The organism is Pseudoalteromonas aliena, from assembly GCF_038155085.1.
Lineage (GTDB): Bacteria > Pseudomonadota > Gammaproteobacteria > Enterobacterales > Alteromonadaceae > Pseudoalteromonas > Pseudoalteromonas aliena_A.
In genome coordinates this window covers 20,616-38,274 of sequence record NZ_JBAKAU010000019.1, presented here as the reverse complement: position 1 = coordinate 38,274, position 17,659 = coordinate 20,616, and the positions used below count along the sequence as shown (strand labels likewise).

Sequence of the window (17,659 nt, the reverse complement as noted above, 5' to 3'; positions counted from 1 at the left end):
TGTTGGCGTTAAGCGCTTTGTGATACTGGCTCATCTACTGGCGTTAGCGTGGCAATTTTATTATTAAGTGCGCTACTAATAACGCTTTGCACTAATTTTTCACAGCCTCCACACCCCGTACTTGCTTTAGTGGCTTGTTGCACTGTATTTAAGTCACTACAGCCTTGCATAACAGCGTGTTCAATAGTGTGTTTTGTCACTTTGTGGCACGCACAAATAATGGCATCACTTGGTAAATCATCAGCGCTTAGTTCGCCCGTTTCACCTGCAAGTGGCATTATTAACGACTCTGCAGGCACACTAAGCTCTATACTATTTAAGTGGTACTGCAATAAATTATCGTAATCACTGGTATCGCCAACAAGTACAGCACCTATAAGTTTGCTACCTTGCTCATTAGTGACTATTTTTTTGTAAATACCGTTTGGCTGATCCTCAAAGTAATAGCTAATTGCGCCTTCACTGCGGGCGTGGGCATCACCAATTGAGCCTACTTCAACGCCCATTAATTTAAGCTTTGTGCTCATATCGGCGCCGCTAAATTCATCAGTATTGTTTGAATAATTGCTTAAAGGTGTGTCTGAAGCAGTACTTGAAAAAAGCTGTTTTAAAACATGCCCTGCCGCTACTTTTGCCATAGCGTAGCCCGGTGCTACAAGTCCAAAAATAAAGTTATTCCAAAGGGCGCATTCGCCTATTGCGTATATGTTTTTATCACTCGTTTGGCAATGATTGTTTATTACTATGCCGCCGCGCTCACCTAATTCTAAATTAAACTCGCGAGCCAAGTTATCGTATGGACGAATACCAGCTGAAAACACTATCATGTCGGTTTCTAGGGTTTGACCACCCTTAAAGCACATTTTATAACGGCTATTTTCACCCTCAATAATTTGCTCTGTAGCCACTGAGGTATGCACTGTAACACCAAGATCAGTAATTTTATTTTTAAGTAACCGCCCACCAGCCCCGTCTATTTGTACACCCATAAGTTGTGGCGCAAATTCGATTACGTGAGTTTGCAAGCCAAGCTGCTTTAACGCATTTGCGGCTTCTAGCCCTAACAAGCCGCCACCAATAACCACGCCTACTTTACTGCCTTGTGCAGATTTTTTTATGGCGTGTAAATCGTTAATGGTTCTGTAAACGAGGCAATGCTCACGATCTTTACCTGGAATGGGTGGCACGAATGCAAATGAGCCCGTTGCCAGTATTAGCTTGTCGTACGTAAATGACTTACCTTTTGAAGTAGTCACCGTTTTTGCATCTCGGTTTATATCAACCACTTTAGAATGAGTATGAAAACTCACTTGCCAATCTTGATAGGTTTTACTGCAGGTAAGTGCTAAATCGTCTTCGGTTTTACCTTTAAAAAAAGATGAAAGCTGAACGCGGTCATAAGCGAGGCGGTCTTCACCGCTGAGCACTGTAATATCAATATTTTTGCTATCACCTTGTTGCGAAACTAGTTGCTGTACAAAATGATGCCCCACCATTCCGTTTCCTACGACGACAACACGCTGCTTACTTGGCATTAAAATCACCTGTTTGATTTAAAGTACTAAATGCATAAATTAATACTTCAAACGTATAATTTGTTATGTAGTTGTTATAGCAATATGCAAGCCAGATATATAGTCACTATATTTCAGTAAGTTATCCAACTTGGTGCAGTGAAAATAAGATGATAGCACCACAAGTTGGCGCTATTGCACCAACTTGTAACACATTAAATTACGAGGATTAAACTGTGTCTAAGTACCTGGGTTTGAGTACTCAAAATTTGGCGCTTACCCACACCCACAGTTTTTGGGTGTCAACTTTGCCTGCCGCACTGTCGCCTGCTGAATAATCTGCATATTTAGCGCCCACGGCATAGGTTTTATTAATAGGCTTAACGTATTGCACATTAAGCTCTGAGCCTAAATCATCAACCCCATTGACGCTGTCGTTTGCATCAAAGTTGTGATACGCCACTAACCATTTACCGCCAAAAGCTTTACCATTTAAGCTTACATGAGTGTCATCAAGTCCTTGTGCAGGAGTTGCTAAAAACGTATCAGCCCAACCATTAAATTTATGCATTGTGGCAAGCGGCGTAGCAAAACCATAATCGCCATTATCAGAACCCAGTGATTCAATACCGGCTTTTAATGTAACGGTTTCAATACCTAAACCGCCTAAATCTATCCCGCCTTCAAATGCATAATAATCTGCGTCAAAATCACTCATGCTAGTTGATGCAGATTGCGTGGCGTACTCTGCTTTATAGTAAAATTTAATATCACTGAGCGTTTTATTTCCATTAAAAGACACGCCATAGGTATCTAAGCTGTCATCATCTACTGCGTCGTTACTTAATAAATAACTGTATAAAACCACCTTACCCACGCTTGTTTTAAAGCTTGCATTTATAAGGTGATCGGATGAATCAATATCTTTGCTATCGGCAAATATACGGTTGCGCTTGCTTATGTAGCTATAGTGCAAGTTAATATCATTAAACGTGTAATTTACTGTAGCAGCATCAAAGGTTTGTCTGTCTTGCCTAAAGCCAACATGGCCCACAAACCGTTGCCCATCAAGTGCTATTACTTGCCTACCCACTTTAATTGCTAAAGCATCTTTGGCGTATTTTATAAAACCCTGATCTACCTCTGTGGTTTCTGGGTCGGCTATTACTGAGTAATTAGTATTTTTACCCAGTGTATTATTGTAATCGTCCACACCTAACAGGCTTCGGCTGTCTTCAACTTCAATAAGAGCAGAAAACCCATTCACTTGATCTGTTTTATGAGTGAGGCGTGTACGCAGCGTTAAGCTACTTGCATCTTTTAGTGCGTTATCTTGCTCTGCGCTTTCAAAACGCAGTCTAAAGTTAAGATCGGTTTGCGCCGCTTGACTTATTGAAGGCGCGGTTAAGCTACCCAGTATAAAAATAATAGGTAAGTTTTTTTTATGATTTAACATGTTTATCTCTTAATTTTTAATTATGAGTACACACACCAAGGCTATAAATAAACACAGCGAAATACTTTTCCAGACTAAAACTGGATCGCGTTTCATTATTGAGTCTTTCGGTGCGGTACTTTTTAAATGTGGGTTAGGTTTATTGATATCACTTATAAACTCAGAAAATGCGTGGTATCTGAATTCAGGTTTGGGAGCCAATGCTTTCATTAAAGCCTGATCTAACCAAAACGGGATATCTGCTCTGTGTTTACGAATACTTGTGTATTGCCAGTGACTGTAATCTTTTGGTACATGATTATGCGCAAGTGGCTGATACGGCAATTTTGAACATAATAATTCGTACGCAACAACGCCTAGCGAAAATAAATCACTTTTAAAATCGGCGTGCATCGTTATAAGCGTCTCTGGTGCGGTGTAATCTACCGTACCTTGCGGGCAATCATCAGCAATTTGCTTTACCGACTCATCCATAGCCGCAACACTTACCGTGCCGTAATCGATTAATGTTACTTTGCCGTGAGCGTCTATCATCACGTTATCGAGTTTTAAATCGCGATGCACCATATCCAAACGCTGAAACGCTCTAAGTGCTTGTACTATTTGTTCAATAATACTGCGCACTTGGGTAATTTCTGGATGCGGCACATCATGCTTCCAATCACTCAGTGTTTGCCCGTCCATGTATTCGCAAATATGATATAAAAATCGGCTTTGCGATTGCGTATTTAAAACCTTCATAACATTGGGATGATTAATACGTTGCCCTACCCAGCCTTCTCTTATAAAGCCTTGAAGGTAGTGCACGTCGTCTTCAAAATTTACTGAAGGCGCCTTTAATACAACAGGCGGCGTATCGGGTGTTTGTTGCACCAAATAAATGTGCGAGCGGCTACTGGCGTGTAATTCACGGATAACAGTAAAGTCATCAATTTTTTGGCCAACCTTTAACGGTGGCGGAATTTTTCGCCTCGTTAAAGAGTGATATAACTCGTCTAAATTTTGTTTTGCAATACTATTCACTTTTACAAGTAAGCAGCTTACGTTGTCGTCACTGCCTCTTGCTATGGCAAGCTCTGTCACTGCTTTTGCTGCGTGCTCTAAATTAGTATGCTTATCAATTAGCTTTTGTATATCACTGTATGGCAACACATCGTGTACACCATCGCAGGTAAGTATATAAATATCATCAGCTTTAAGTTCAACTTCGTATACATCAATTTCTTGATGAAGCTGTGCGCCTAAAGCCCGCGTTAGGGTATCGTTTACTTTATGATCTCGTGTTATTGCTTCCATATTTTTTGCACGTAAACGCGTAATTCGGGTATCACCTAAATGAAAAATATAACCCGTAGCCGATTTTAAAATAAGCGCTGTAAACGTGGTCATCCAATCGGCTTGGCGCTGGCCAAGGTGATTGTAATTAACCGATTGCGAATACAGCCACTGATTTAAACTAGCCAATACCTTAGATACCGACTTTTTAACGGCCCAACTTGGTGGTGTATTTAAATACTCATTTATAAAATGCGTTACCGATAACTGTGACGCTTGTTTAGCATTTTTTGCTGATGAACACCCATCGGCCAAGCAGGCAATCACCCCTTTTGACTCTTTTTCTTGCGCTTGAGTATTAAGAGCAGCAAACGCATCTTGGTTTTCGGTTTTTATACCTTTGCTACTGTGCCCACCAAACTCAACGTTAAGTTCGTTTGTAAGTGCGCTGGCTTTTTGGGTTTCATCAAACATAATTATGCCTTAAGTCACAGAAATAAGTTCAACGGTGCCATCTTCGTTTACTTCTGTCATATGGCCATCTGGTTCCTTCATGAAAAATAATGCACCTAAACCTAACAATGCACTGGCAGCGATAATCATAAAGAATGTTTGGTAATCAACTAACGAGAGCGCCGTTAAATATACAACAGCCCCTACATTACCGTAGGCACCTGTCATACCTGCAATTTGACCCGTTAAACGACGTTTAATAAGTGGCACTGCGGCAAATACTGCGCCTTCTCCTGCTTGAACAAAAAACGAACACGCCATGGCTGCTGCAACTGCAAGCCAAAGCGGCCAGCTTGCGTCAACTAAGCCCATAACAAAATAACCTACAGCTAGGCCTGTGGTAAGTACAATAAGTGTTTTACGACGACCCATTCTATCTGAAATCCAACCACCACCAGGGCGAGAGGCTAAGTTCATAAATGCATAAGCTGATGCTAATAAGCCTGCGTACACCATATCAAGACCAAATACTTCCATAAAAAATAATGGCAGCATAGATACAACAGCTAGCTCTGAGCCAAATGTAGTAAAATAAAGGATGTTTAAAACAGCAACTTGCTTAAAGTCGTAACGGTGAGATTCTGGAACAGGTTGTTTAAAAATATGGCCGTTTATATCAAACGTTTTATACACTTCGTAAATATAAAGCAGCACTAAAAACACGTATGTGCCAATTACAAAATTGTCAGAAAGTAAGTTTGCGCCAGTAGGAGAAAGCTTCCAGGTAAGTAACGCCAATGCACCATACATAGGGAGTTTCATTATAAGTAGTAGTACAAAGTCACCTTTACTGGTTACTTCCATTGCCCCTACTTTTTTAGGCTTAAAGTACGTGCCACCTTTAGGTGTATCCGATACATTTAAGTACCAAATAACACCAAATATGACACTTAACACACCTGTTAAGCCAATCGCATAACGCCAGCCATCTTCGCCACCAAACATCAATGCTAATACTGGTAACAGCATTGCGGCTGCTGCAGAGCCAAAGTTACCCCAGCCACCATAAATACCCTCTGCTGTGCCTAATTCGTTTGCTGGGAACCACTCGCTCACCATGCGAATGCCCACAACAAAACCCGCACCAATAAAGCCAAGTGCAAAACGGGCGATAGCTGCTTGCTCAAACGTTGTTGCAAGTGCAAACATAAAACACGGAATACTACACGTAATAAGTAGTGCAGCGTAAACAATGCGAGGTCCAAATTTATCGGTTAGCATACCAACCACAACTCGGGCAGGAATGGTTAAAGCCACATTTAGTATGAGGAGTGTTTTTACTTGAGCCATAGTGATGCCAAGCGAACCTGCAATAGCACCCAATAATGGCGCATGGTTAAACCAGACAAAAAATGAGATAAAAAACACCATCCAGCTTAAATGCAGTATTTTCATTTTTCCGCTAAACGATATGAGATTAAACCCAGAACTCGGTTGCATGTTATTTTTCCTTGTAACGATTGTTGTTTTAAGCAGTACATACTACTTTGGTAGCATATAAACCGCGCCAGTTGTTAAATTAACGTTAACCACATTCAGCAATTACTAAGCCAACAATTATTAATCAATTGATTCAATGGCTTGCATTTTTCACAGTTGATAATTATTTCGCTTTGCACTACTAAAGCAGATTAAATGTGCGTTAACAGTGCAAAGATTTTTAAAGCTTTACTTGCTCTGGGTTTTAACTACTTGGTATTGTTACAAAAAAATTTGAGCAAACATTTATGCAAAAACCGCCATTAACTTATCAACAGCAATTACGTTATTCTCGCCACATTATGCTTGTACAACTTGATATAGATGGACAAGAAAAACTGTGGCAGTCTCATGCACTTATAGTTGGTTTAGGTGGTTTGGGCTGCCCGGTTGCGCAGTACTTGGCCGCCTCAGGTGTAGGAACATTAACGCTTGTAGATAACGATGTGGTTGATGCTACCAACTTGCAAAGGCAGGTGCTTTATAAGCAAACAGATGTAGGAAGCTTAAAAACACACGCCGCTAAGGCGCAGTTAACTAGCTTAAATGATGAAATAGATATACATACAATCGATACATTTTTAGGTGAAAACTCAAACCTTGATGAGCTATTAAGTAATATTGATATAGTAATCGATTGCTCTGATAACTTGCTTACACGTAATTTGCTCAATAGCGCCTGTTTTAAGACAAAAACACCGCTCGTTTCGGGCTCTGCAATTAGAATGGAAGGCCAAGTTGCCTGCTTTACCATGCAGCAGCACAGCCACTGCTACGCATGCCTATCGCAATTTTTTAACGAGCAAACACAAAGCTGCTCAGAATCGGGCGTGCTCTCGCCAATCGTAGGGTTAATTGGCAGCATTCAGGCCACAGAGGCATTAAAAATTATGGCGGGTTTGCCAAGTGGCTTAAGTGAACATTTATTGCTGGTGGATGGGCTCAGCATGGAATTCAACCGCTTTAAAATTCCTAAAAACAGCCAGTGCCCCACGTGTAGTAAGTAGCTCGCGTTTTAATTATTTACCCTAGATTATGGATAGCGGCATAAAGTGTATCGCCCACTTTATAATTACTTTGATCCCACACCCTTGCTGAAAGTAAACAATACAATGTTTGCCCATCTACATTAAGTGTAAGCTGCCTATTGCTATCAATAACTTCAGCACTAGTCAGTATACAAACCAATACATTAGTATTCTCTGAGTGTATTGGTTTTGTAGCACTAATTGCAATTTGCTCGCTCTCTATTACTAGCTTACCACCTTGCTCAACGGCGTTTGGGGATACAAATAACTGCTGCTCGCTTTGTTTTATTTGAAGGTGATAAACACCATATTTTTCATCAAATTTAATAATGTCGTAATCAATCAAGCTCAGGGGCGTTTGTTTGTTGTTAGCATAAATAGCCTTGGCGACTAACCCACTTGGCCCTTGGTTTATCACCTTACCTTTTTCAAGCTGAATTAGGGTATCACAGCAAAATAAAAGCTCCTTTAAAGAGTGGCTCACTATTATAAATTTAATGTTAAATTTAGCTGCTAAATTACTCATAGTTGTTAGTGTTTTAAAGCGAAGTGGCCAGTCGAGAGCACTAAACGGCTCATCTAAAATTATAAGTTTTTGACCTGCCAACAATGTACGTGCAAACACCACTCGTTGACGCTCCCCGCCCGATAAACTTTGTACGTTGCGTTTAAGAAGTGGTTGTAACTCAAGAGCTGTAATCACTTCTTGCTCAGATAAGTCAGTTTGCCTATTAGCGCAGTGCTTTTGAGTAAATGCTAAATTGCCGGCAACATCTAAATGAGGAAATAACGGACACGATTGCACTTGCAGTGTTACTCCGCGTTTATCACTAGGTAAGTGATGCACAGGCTGATTATTAATATAAATACTTTGCTTGCCTTCAAGGCCACTAATACAGCGCAGCAATGTAGACTTACCTGATCCGGACGGACCAAAAACACCTGCAATATTAAACGACTCTAATTGCAGGTTTATATCTAAATCAAAGTTATTAAGTGCTTTAAATAGGGTTAATTTAATCATGTTATTGTTTAACCCCAACTATACTTTTATTAAATTTGAACAACAGCACTAAACACGCAAATGAAATAGCCAATAATATCAGAGAAAGCTGATGCGCAGCCGCGTAATTTAGCGATTCAACATGGTCGTACAAAGCAATTGAAACCACTTGTGTTTGCTCTTGAATATTACCACCAATCATTAATACCAAACCAAATTCACCCAATGTATGCGCAAATCCCAAGGCAAACGCACTACCAATACTAGGTTTGAGTAATGGTAAAATTAAATACACAAAGCGTTTATAGTGGCTTAACCCCAATGCGATTGCAGCTTCATTATAGGTTTGGTTTATTTGTTTAAAACCTGCAACCAAAGGCTGCATTACAAACGGCAATGAATAAAAAAGAGAACCAATAACCACACCTTGAAAACTAAACGCAAGCTGTGTACCCGTTAACAAAAACCAAAACTGCCCAAAAGCGTGCGTAGGCGAAAAAAGAACCAATAAGTAAAAACCTAATAAAGTGGGCGGTAATACCAAAGGCATAGCAATTAATGCCTCTAAAAAAGGTTTAAACTTACCTTTGTAGCCTGCTAATTTATAAGCAACCGGAATACAAAAAACGAGTAGTAATATAGCGGTTATAAAGGCAAGTTTAATTGTTAACCACAGCGCAGTTAAATCACTTTGAAGCATTGCTGTCCTTTGATCTGTATCCTAATTTAATAAGCTTAAGTTGAGTGCTGCTTGATATTAAAAAATCCATAAGCTTTTTAGCACTCGCCATTTTTTTTGTCGATTTTATAATAACGCCTTGCTGAACAATATCGGGGTATTCATTAGCCTCTAGCACTTTGTAATCTAAATACTTAGGGTTTTGTGTATTGCTATACGCAGCTTTTAACGTAGACACTGCCACCAACCCAATTGATACATTACCACTTTGAACAAACTGAAAGGCCTGCGTAATGTTATTACCATATACATAACTTATTGGCTTTTTAAAATGGGCATTGGCATAAAATTCAGATGCACGACCATAAGGTGAAAAACGCGGATTAGCGATGGCTACTTTATTATTTACCTTATCAGCATTAGGCTGCCACACTGCAAGCTCACCTAACGCGTAAGTAACTAAGCTACTTTGACTCGCCAACCCTTCTTTTATTAATGCTTGCGGGCGGACATCATCAGCTGATAAAAACACATCAAACGGCGCTCCGTGTACAATTTGCGAATATAAAACCCCGCTTGAAGCGGCCGATATTTTTACTTGTATACCGGGTAAAGGTGATTCTTGCAGTAAGGTTTGTAACACGGTTTTAAAATTACTCGCTACTGCGACATGCAATGTTTCTTTTGCGCTTAACGTGCTTGAGAACACACAAAATACAAACAAAAAATAACCCAGCAATGTATTGTAAAGCTTTGACATTATAAGTATTGTTTTAAAAATAAAATGATTTAAGTAAGCAATATATATGAACGATGTTTGCAATGCACCCGGTTTATTACCAATAGAAACGGCAATTCAAAACATACTAAGCTCTATCAATGCAATTTCGGATAATGAAACCATTCCTATTATGCAAAGTGTTGGCCGGGTGTTAGCCAGTGATGTTAAATCTAATATTAATGTGCCTGCTCACAATAACTCTGCTATGGATGGCTATGCTGTTTGTATTTCAGATAAAAGCTTAACCTATACTCAAGTAGGGAGCGTATTTGCAGGGCAAACGTTTGAAGGCACACTTACTCCCGGACAGTGCGTAAGAATAATGACGGGAGCAGCCATTGCAACGGGTGCTAACGGTGTTGTAATGCAAGAAAACGCATCGGCTGATGGTGATCAAATTACATTTACTGCGCAGCCTGCTGTTGATGAAAATATTCGTTTTGCCGGTGAAGACATTGCAATTAATGACGTTATTTTAAATGCAGGCGATAAACTCAAAGCCGTTGATGTAGGCTTACTCGCCTCTTTAGGTATTGCCGAAATTAATGTTACTCGCAAATTAAGAGTCGCCGTATTTTCTACAGGTGATGAGCTAATTGAGCCTGGGCAACCTCTTACAAAAGGCGCTATTTATGAGAGTAACCGCGCGGTAATAATTAGTGCATTACAGCAACAAAATATAGATGTGCTTGATTTAGGCATCATCAGCGATGATAAAGCGCTCATTACTGAAGCTTTTTTAAGTGCAGATGAAAAAGCAGATGCTGTAATAAGTTCGGGTGGCGTATCAGTTGGCGAAGCTGACTTTACTAAAGAAGTATTAAATGAAATTGGTAATATCCATTTTTGGAAAATAGCCATGAAGCCAGGTAAACCCTTTGCTTTTGGTAAGTTACCCAACAGCTACTTTTTTGGCTTACCAGGTAACCCGGTATCAGCTGCGGTAACGTTTAATCAACTAGTAGAGCCTGCACTGCAAAAGCTCTCAGGACTTGAGCAAGTAACCCCTAAAATGCGTTTTAATGCTATTACAACATCAGTTGTTAAAAAACGCCCTGGCAGAGCCGACTTTCAACGCGCTACGGCCACAACAAATGAGCAAGGTGACTTGCTTGTAACGCCATTTAATAAACAAGGCTCAGGCGTACTTTCGTCACTCAGTAAAGCAAATTGCTTAATTGTAGTACCTGCACAAAGTGGTAGCATCGAAAAAGGTGAAACGGTAAGTATAGAGTTTTTGTAAAAGTATTAATTGCTAAAGCTAATTTTTAGCTTTAGCAATTCTCTAAACATTAAAATATTTTTATATTTAGTGTTTGAATTAAACAATTTAGCTTTTCGCTACGCCCTACAAATTCTTCTTTACTCAATCTATTAACGCACTTTAGCGCGTTTTTAGTTGCAAAGTATCTATCATAACTTAGGCTTCGCTCGCATTTAACACTATACGTTGATGGCCAAGAACCACCAGCACCGGTTGCTATACCAACAACATTACATGTTGCATCTATGTAGTGCTCCCATGCTTTTATTTGCGCTTTAATTGCGTCTACTTGGTAATCATCAGTTAGTTGCCGGTAGATTTCATCCATCATTTTACTGATTTTAGTTTTGTACCTATTGCCCTCTAAATTATAAATATTGCCGGTGTGCATTGCACCACCTTCTGGCCAACTATCAGCGCTTTCGCCAAGTGCGCCAAACTATGAAGCAACCAAAGCAACACCAATAATAATTTTATTCATTTTTAAATCCTTTTAAAGTCTGAAAAAAGCCCTTAAATTAAAAAATAAGGACTTACTTATATTTTATAAAAATAATAAATAGATTCAATGTATTAATGTTGTAATTTAACTAATTAATATTAAAAGTTTACTGAGGGACCATTACAACCCCTTCCATTAATACTCGTGCACTGCGGCTCATACTTGCTTTGGTAACGAGCCAGTTTCCTGCAGTATTTTTAGCCTCAGCACCTACTTTTAGGGTGCCCGACGGGTGACCAAAGTTAACTTCATTTAATGCACCGCCACCAGCGGCTATATTTACGAGTGTGCCTTCAATTGCTGCGGCAGTGCCAATTGCAACTGCGGCTGTGCCCATCATGGCATGATGAAGCTTACCCATCGACATAGCGCGTACTAATAAATTAATACTGTTTGCACTAATATGCTTATTACTCGACGATGTGTAGTCTAAAGGCCCTGCAACAAACGCAACTTTAGGCGTATGTTGGCGAGCTTGCGCTTCACTAATATTAGTGATTAAGCCCATTTTAACAGCGCCATAAGCACGAATGGTTTCAAGCTTTGCAAGTGCAGCAACATCATTATTTATATCGTCTTGCAGCTCTGTGCCGGTATAACCAATATCAGCGGCGTTAATAAATATGGTAGGAATACCTGCATTTATCATGGTGGCTTTTAAAGTACCAACACCCGGTACTTCTAAGTCATCCACTACATTACCTGTTGGAAATAACGCGCCATCACCGTCGGCTGGGTCTAAAAACTCAAGTTTTACTTCAGCTGCAGGAAATGTAACGCCATCGAGCTCAAAATCACCGGTTTCTTGTACTTCACCATTGGTAATAGGCACATGAACTAAAATACTTTTTTTAATATTAGCCTGCCATACTCGCACAATAGCAACGCCGTTTTCGGGCACTTTACTTTTATCAACTAAGCCATTCGTTATTGCAAATGCGCCTACAGCTGAAGTTAAATTACCGCAGTTACCGCTCCAATCTACAAACGGTTTATCAATGGCAACTTGCCCAAATAAATAATCAACATCGTGGTTAGGTTGCTCACTTTTACTTAAAATAACCGTTTTACTAGTACTCGATGTAGCACCGCCCATACCATCGGTTTGTTTGCCGTATGGGTCGGGGCTGCCTATAACACGTAGTAATAAATTATCGCGCGCCTCACCTGCCACTTGGGCAGGTTTTGGTAAATCGGTTAATTTAAAAAACACGCCTTTACTGGTGCCGCCTCGCATGTAAGTTGCCGGTAATTTAATTTGTGGTTTAAACATAATACACGCCCCTTATGCTGATTGCGTTGCTTCTAAAAAGTCCTGTGCAAAACGCTGTAGTACACCGCCAGCGGCGTAAATAGAAAGCTCCTCTTGGGTATCAAGTCGGCACTTCATAGGTACCGTTAGTACCTCACCATTTTTACGCGTAATCACTAAATCAATGGTAGCGCCAGGTGTTGGTTCGCCTTTTATATCAAAGCTTTCGCTACCATCAATGTTAAGGGTTTTACGGGTTGTGCCTGCTTTAAATTCAAGTGGTAAAACACCCATACCAATTAAGTTAGTTCGATGAATACGCTCAAAGCCCTCAGCTGCTATTACTTCAACGCCTGCAAGCCTTACGCCTTTTGCTGCCCAATCGCGCGACGAACCTTGACCGTAATCGGCACCCGCTACAATAATAAGTGGTTGTTTACGCTCCATGTAGGCTTCGATTGCTTCCCACATACGTGTATTAGTACCTTGTGGCTCTAAGCGTGCGTAAGAACCTTGTTTAACTTGGCCGTTTTCATCAAGTACCATTTCGTTAAGCAGCTTTGGATTGGCAAAGGTTGCACGCTGCGCTGTTAAATGATCGCCCCGGTGCGTTGCGTACGAGTTATAGTCTTCCTCTGGGACGTCCATTTTGGTTAAGTATTCGCCAGCCGCACTACTTGCCATAATCGCGTTTGATGGTGATAAATGATCCGTTGTAATGTTATCGCCAAGTACTGCAAGCGCGCGCATACCTGTCATAGTGCGCTCACCCGCAAGTGCACCTTCCCAATAAGGAGGGCGACGAATATACGTACTTTCTGGGCGCCAGTCGTAAAGTGGGTCGTTATCTTCACCGTAATCTACAGTTAAATTAAACATTGGCTCGTATACTTTTCTAAATTGCTCTGGCTTAACGCTTTGCTTAATTACTGCATCAATCTCTTCGTCAGATGGCCATAAATCTTTAAGCGTAATATCGTTTCCTTGTTGATCTTGCCCTAGTATCCCTTTCTCAATATCAAAGCGAATCGTACCCGCAATTGCGTATGCAACAACCAAAGGAGGTGACGCTAAAAATGCTTGCTTAGCATAAGGATGAATACGCCCATCAAAGTTGCGATTACCCGAAAGCACCGCGGTAGTGTATAAATCGCGATCGATCACTTCTTTTTGAATAACAGGGTCAAGCGCCCCGCTCATACCATTACAGGTAGTACACGCAAAACCAACAATGCCAAAGCCAAGTTGCTCAAGCTCTGTTAGAAGGTTTGCATCTTCAAGGTATGATTGCACTGCTTTTGAACCCGGTGCTAATGAGGTTTTAACCCAAGGTTTACGCATTAAGCCTTTGGCATTTGCGTTACGCGCAATAAGCCCTGCTGCAATCACGTTTCGTGGGTTACTGGTGTTAGTACAACTGGTAATAGCAGCAATAATACACGCGCCATCTGGCATTAAGCCTTCCTCGTTTTCAACCTTGCCTGATATACCTTCTTTTGCTAAATCGCTCGTTGATACACGGCGATGGGGATTGGAAGGCCCAGCAATATTGCGTCCAACGCTTGATAAATCAAAGGTTAAAACACGCTCATACTTTGCGGTTTTTAGACTATCGCTCCAAAGGCCTGTCGTTTTAGCGTAGTTTTCTACAAGCGCTATTTGCTCTTCATCACGCCCTGTTAAACGCAAATAATCTATTGTTTTATCGTCTATATAAAACATTGCCGCAGTTGCACCAAATTCTGGCGTCATGTTTGAAATAGTTGCCCTATCGCCAAGGGTTAGTGCATCGGCGCCTTCACCGTAAAATTCTAAATAGGTCGAAACCACACGCTGACCGCGTAAAAATTCGGTAATAGCCAGCACAATGTCGGTAGCGGTAATGCCAGGCTGACGAGTGCCTGTAAGCTCAACACCTACAATGTCTGGCAGGCGCATGTACGAGGCGCGGCCAAGCATTACGCTTTCGGCTTCAAGCCCACCTACGCCTACAGCAATTACGCCTAGTGCATCAACATGCGGGGTGTGGCTGTCGGTACCTACTAAGGTATCGGGGAATGCAATGCCATCGCGGTTTTGAATAACAGGCGACATTTTTTCAAGGTTAATTTGATGCATAATGCCGTTACCAGGCGGAATAACATCAATATTTTTAAAGGCGGTTTTAGTCCAGTTTATAAAATGAAAACGGTCATCGTTACGACGATCTTCTATTGCACGGTTTTTTTCAAAGGCGTCAGGATCAAAGCCTGCGTGCTCAACAGCTAATGAGTGATCAACAATTAGCTGTGTTGGTACTACCGGATTCACTTTTGCCGGATCCCCGCCTTTTTCAGCAATAGCATCGCGCAGGCCTGCTAAATCAACTAAGGCAGTTTGGCCTAAAATATCGTGGCACACTACGCGCGCCGGATACCACGGAAAATCTAAATTTTGTTTTCGCTCAATTAACTGGTTAAGTGCATCGGTTAACATGGCAGGATCGCATCGGCGTACTAGATTTTCGGCAAATACACGCGATGTATAAGGTAGCGTGGCGTATGCACCTGGCTTAATTGCATCTACAGCTTCTTGCGTGTCGTAGTAGTCGACACTTGAGCCCGGTAAAGGTTTACGGTATTGGGTATTATTAACTATGGTCATAATAAGGATTCGCTAATTTGGTGACGGATGTAGTACCAATTTTTATGGAGAGTGCAATTGGTATTTTTCAAGAAAGGCTTTAGGTTTGTAGTTGTTTTTATTATATAAAGCATTAAAGCCGTAAAGGTGAGCCATTGGCTCACCTTAGTTAAAAATAATTAACTTCTTGACTCGATTGGTGTGTAACTACGTGCATCAGGCCCTGTGTAATCGGCACTTGGGCGAATAATACGGTTGTTAGCGCGTTGCTCTTTTACATGCGCAGTCCAACCAGTAACGCGGCTCATTACAAATATTGGCGTAAATAATTTAGTCGGAATATCCATAAAGTGATAAGCAGATGCATGGAAAAAATCGGCGTTACAAAACAGCTTTTTCTCACGCCACATAATTTCTTCACAACGAACAGACACAGGGTAAAGCACGGTATCGCCTACCTCTGCCGCTAGTTTTTCAGACCATTTTTTAATAATTACATTACGAGGGTCCAATTCGCGATATATCGCGTGACCAAAGCCCATAATTTTGTCTTTACGTTCAAGCATGCCCATAATTTCATTCTCAGCATGTTCAACACTTGTAAAACCTTGAATCATATCCATAGCTGCTTCGTTAGCACCACCATGAAGAGGACCACGTAGCGTGCCAATCGCACCAGTTACACAAGAGTGAATATCAGAAAGCGTTGATGCACACACACGGCCCGTAAAGGTAGAGGCGTTAAACTCGTGCTCTGCGTATAAAATTAGTGATACATTCATTACCTGTGCAAACAATTCACTAGGTACTTTGTCGTGTAATAAATTTAAAAAATGTGCGCCAACTGAGTCGTCATCTGTTTGTGTTTCAATGCGTACGCCATCGTGTGTAAAGCGGTACCAGTAACAAATAATACTTGGAAACACAGCAACCATACGGTCGATTGCATCATTGGCTTGGCTAAAATCAAGCTCCATTTCAAGGTTGCCCAACATTGAGCAACCAGTACGCATTACATCCATTGGGTGCGCGTCTTTAGGAATATTTTCAAGTACGGTTTTAAGCGCATCAGGTAAACCGCGTAAGCTTTTTAGTTTTACTTTATATTCTGCCAATTCGTTTTTGGTTGGTAACTCACCACGTGATAGTAAAAAAGACACTTCTTCAAACTGCGCTTTTTTGGCCAGTTCACTAATATCGTAACCACAATACGTTAAACCAGAACCACTTTGTCCAACAGTACACAATGCTGTTTGACCAGCCACTTGCCCGCGTAAACCCGCGCCGCCTAATGCTTTATCTACCATGATCTTCTCCTATCTATAATTTGTGTGTGATTTTATTATTTGTCAGATTTTGATGAAAAAAGTGTGTCGAGTGTGTTCTCGTACGTGTGGTAATCTAAAAAGTCGTAAAGCTCTGAACGCGTTTGCATATTTTCAATTTGGCTTTGTTGCGAGCCTTCATTTAAAATTGCTGAATACACGTTTAGCGCTGCTTTGTTCATGGCTCTAAATGCACTTAGTGGGTAAAGCACCATTTCAACACCTACATCGCTTAACTGCTCTTTTGTGTAAATAGGTGTTTGGCCAAACTCAGTAATGTTTGCCAAAATTGGAACGTTAATCGCTTTTGCAAATGCTTGGTAATCAGCAAGGTCGTGCACGGCTTCTGCAAAAATAGCGTCAGCACCGGCTTCAACACAGGCTGCTGCACGGTCTATCGCAGCGTTTAAACCTTCTTTTTGAAATGCATCGGTACGCGCCATAATATAAAAATCGCTATCGGTTTTTGCATCAACCGCCGCTTTAATGCGGTCAACCATTTCACCTTGGCTTACAATTTCTTTATTAGGGCGATGACCACAGCGCTTTTGCGCTACTTGGTCTTCTATATGAAAGCCCGCTGCACCGGCCTTAGTCATTTCTTTTACTGTGCGTGCAATGTTAAACGCCCCACCCCAACCGGTATCGGCATCAACAAGTAGTGGTAAACCGCTCGCACCTGTAATACGGCGAATATCTTCAAGCACGTTATCAAGGCTTGTCATACCCAAATCAGGCATACCAAACGAGGCGTTTGCAACACCGGCACCTGAGAGATAAATAGCTTGGTGGCCCATTTTTTCTGCCATCATCGCTGTGTAGGCGTTAATAGTACCTACAACTTGTAACGGGCGGTTATTGGCAATAGCGTGTTTAAATTTTAATCCTGCTGACATTACTTTCTCCTCACTTTGAACGGTTGCTACGTGGAGTAACTTATAGTTTTAATCTGTAATTGTGACTGTT

The 17,659-nt window shown here is 41.0% G+C and carries 14 protein-coding genes; 2 read left to right on the top strand and 12 right to left on the bottom strand.

The features are described 5' to 3' along the window. Window positions 1–8: 8 nt before the first annotated feature. From V6260_RS15530 to V6260_RS15515, 4 genes are all read right to left on the bottom strand, one after another. The gene (locus V6260_RS15530; RefSeq protein ID WP_341595021.1) at window positions 9–1,535 is read right to left on the bottom strand and encodes an FAD-dependent oxidoreductase; all 1,527 of its coding nucleotides are present in this window, start codon (window positions 1,533–1,535) and stop codon (window positions 9–11) included. Between the two features lie 241 nt (window positions 1,536–1,776). Next, window positions 1,777–2,970, bottom strand: a complete 1,194-nt coding sequence (locus V6260_RS15525) for an alginate export family protein (RefSeq protein ID WP_341595020.1) — start codon at window positions 2,968–2,970, stop codon at window positions 1,777–1,779. 9 nt (window positions 2,971–2,979) lie between these two features. Then, on the bottom strand, window positions 2,980–4,719 hold the full coding sequence (locus V6260_RS15520; RefSeq protein WP_341595019.1) for a bifunctional protein-serine/threonine kinase/phosphatase: 1,740 nt from the start codon (window positions 4,717–4,719) through the stop codon (window positions 2,980–2,982). Between the two features lie 9 nt (window positions 4,720–4,728). Beyond that, window positions 4,729–6,198: a NarK family nitrate/nitrite MFS transporter gene (locus tag V6260_RS15515; RefSeq protein ID WP_341595018.1), complete on the bottom strand. Its 1,470-nt coding sequence runs from the start codon at window positions 6,196–6,198 to the stop codon at window positions 4,729–4,731. 287 nt (window positions 6,199–6,485) lie between these two features. On the opposite strand from V6260_RS15515, the gene V6260_RS15510 reads away from it, so the two are divergent. Continuing rightward, a complete protein-coding gene (locus V6260_RS15510) occupies window positions 6,486–7,244 on the top strand; it encodes a molybdopterin-synthase adenylyltransferase MoeB (protein ID WP_341595017.1) in 759 nt (252 codons plus the stop codon). Between the two features lie 16 nt (window positions 7,245–7,260). Here the strand turns inward: V6260_RS15510 and V6260_RS15505 are convergent, their stop codons facing one another. The 3 genes from V6260_RS15505 to modA are packed head-to-tail and all read right to left on the bottom strand — an operon-like array spanning window position 7,261 to window position 9,707. Further along, on the bottom strand, window positions 7,261–8,289 hold the full coding sequence (locus tag V6260_RS15505) for an ATP-binding cassette domain-containing protein (RefSeq protein ID WP_341595016.1): 1,029 nt from the start codon (window positions 8,287–8,289) through the stop codon (window positions 7,261–7,263). A gap of 1 nt (window position 8,290) precedes the next feature. After that, window positions 8,291–8,968: a molybdate ABC transporter permease subunit gene (gene modB, locus V6260_RS15500; protein WP_341595015.1), complete on the bottom strand. Its 678-nt coding sequence runs from the start codon at window positions 8,966–8,968 to the stop codon at window positions 8,291–8,293. Next, window positions 8,955–9,707, bottom strand: a complete 753-nt coding sequence (gene modA / locus V6260_RS15495; protein WP_341595014.1) for a molybdate ABC transporter substrate-binding protein — start codon at window positions 9,705–9,707, stop codon at window positions 8,955–8,957. The genes modB and modA overlap by 14 nt, the downstream gene beginning before the upstream one ends. A 46-nt stretch (window positions 9,708–9,753) precedes the next feature. On the opposite strand from modA, the gene glp reads away from it, so the two are divergent. Beyond that, a complete protein-coding gene (gene glp / locus V6260_RS15490) occupies window positions 9,754–10,971 on the top strand; it encodes a gephyrin-like molybdotransferase Glp (protein ID WP_341595013.1) in 1,218 nt (405 codons plus the stop codon). A 49-nt stretch (window positions 10,972–11,020) separates the two neighbouring features. Here glp and V6260_RS15485 read toward each other — a convergent pair whose 3' ends face one another. From V6260_RS15485 to prpB, 5 genes are all read right to left on the bottom strand, one after another. Beyond that, window positions 11,021–11,383, bottom strand: a complete 363-nt coding sequence (locus tag V6260_RS15485) for a hypothetical protein (RefSeq protein ID WP_341595012.1) — start codon at window positions 11,381–11,383, stop codon at window positions 11,021–11,023. A 217-nt stretch (window positions 11,384–11,600) separates the two neighbouring features. Then, on the bottom strand, window positions 11,601–12,767 hold the full coding sequence (gene prpF, locus V6260_RS15480) for a 2-methylaconitate cis-trans isomerase PrpF (RefSeq protein ID WP_341595011.1): 1,167 nt from the start codon (window positions 12,765–12,767) through the stop codon (window positions 11,601–11,603). 12 nt (window positions 12,768–12,779) lie between these two features. After that, window positions 12,780–15,389, bottom strand: a complete 2,610-nt coding sequence (acnD, locus tag V6260_RS15475) for a Fe/S-dependent 2-methylisocitrate dehydratase AcnD (protein ID WP_341595010.1) — start codon at window positions 15,387–15,389, stop codon at window positions 12,780–12,782. A gap of 158 nt (window positions 15,390–15,547) precedes the next feature. Then, the gene (gene prpC / locus V6260_RS15470; RefSeq protein ID WP_341595009.1) at window positions 15,548–16,675 is read right to left on the bottom strand and encodes a bifunctional 2-methylcitrate synthase/citrate synthase; all 1,128 of its coding nucleotides are present in this window, start codon (window positions 16,673–16,675) and stop codon (window positions 15,548–15,550) included. 35 nt (window positions 16,676–16,710) lie between these two features. Then, on the bottom strand, window positions 16,711–17,589 hold the full coding sequence (gene prpB / locus V6260_RS15465) for a methylisocitrate lyase (protein ID WP_341595008.1): 879 nt from the start codon (window positions 17,587–17,589) through the stop codon (window positions 16,711–16,713). Between the last annotated feature and the right edge of the window lie 70 nt (window positions 17,590–17,659).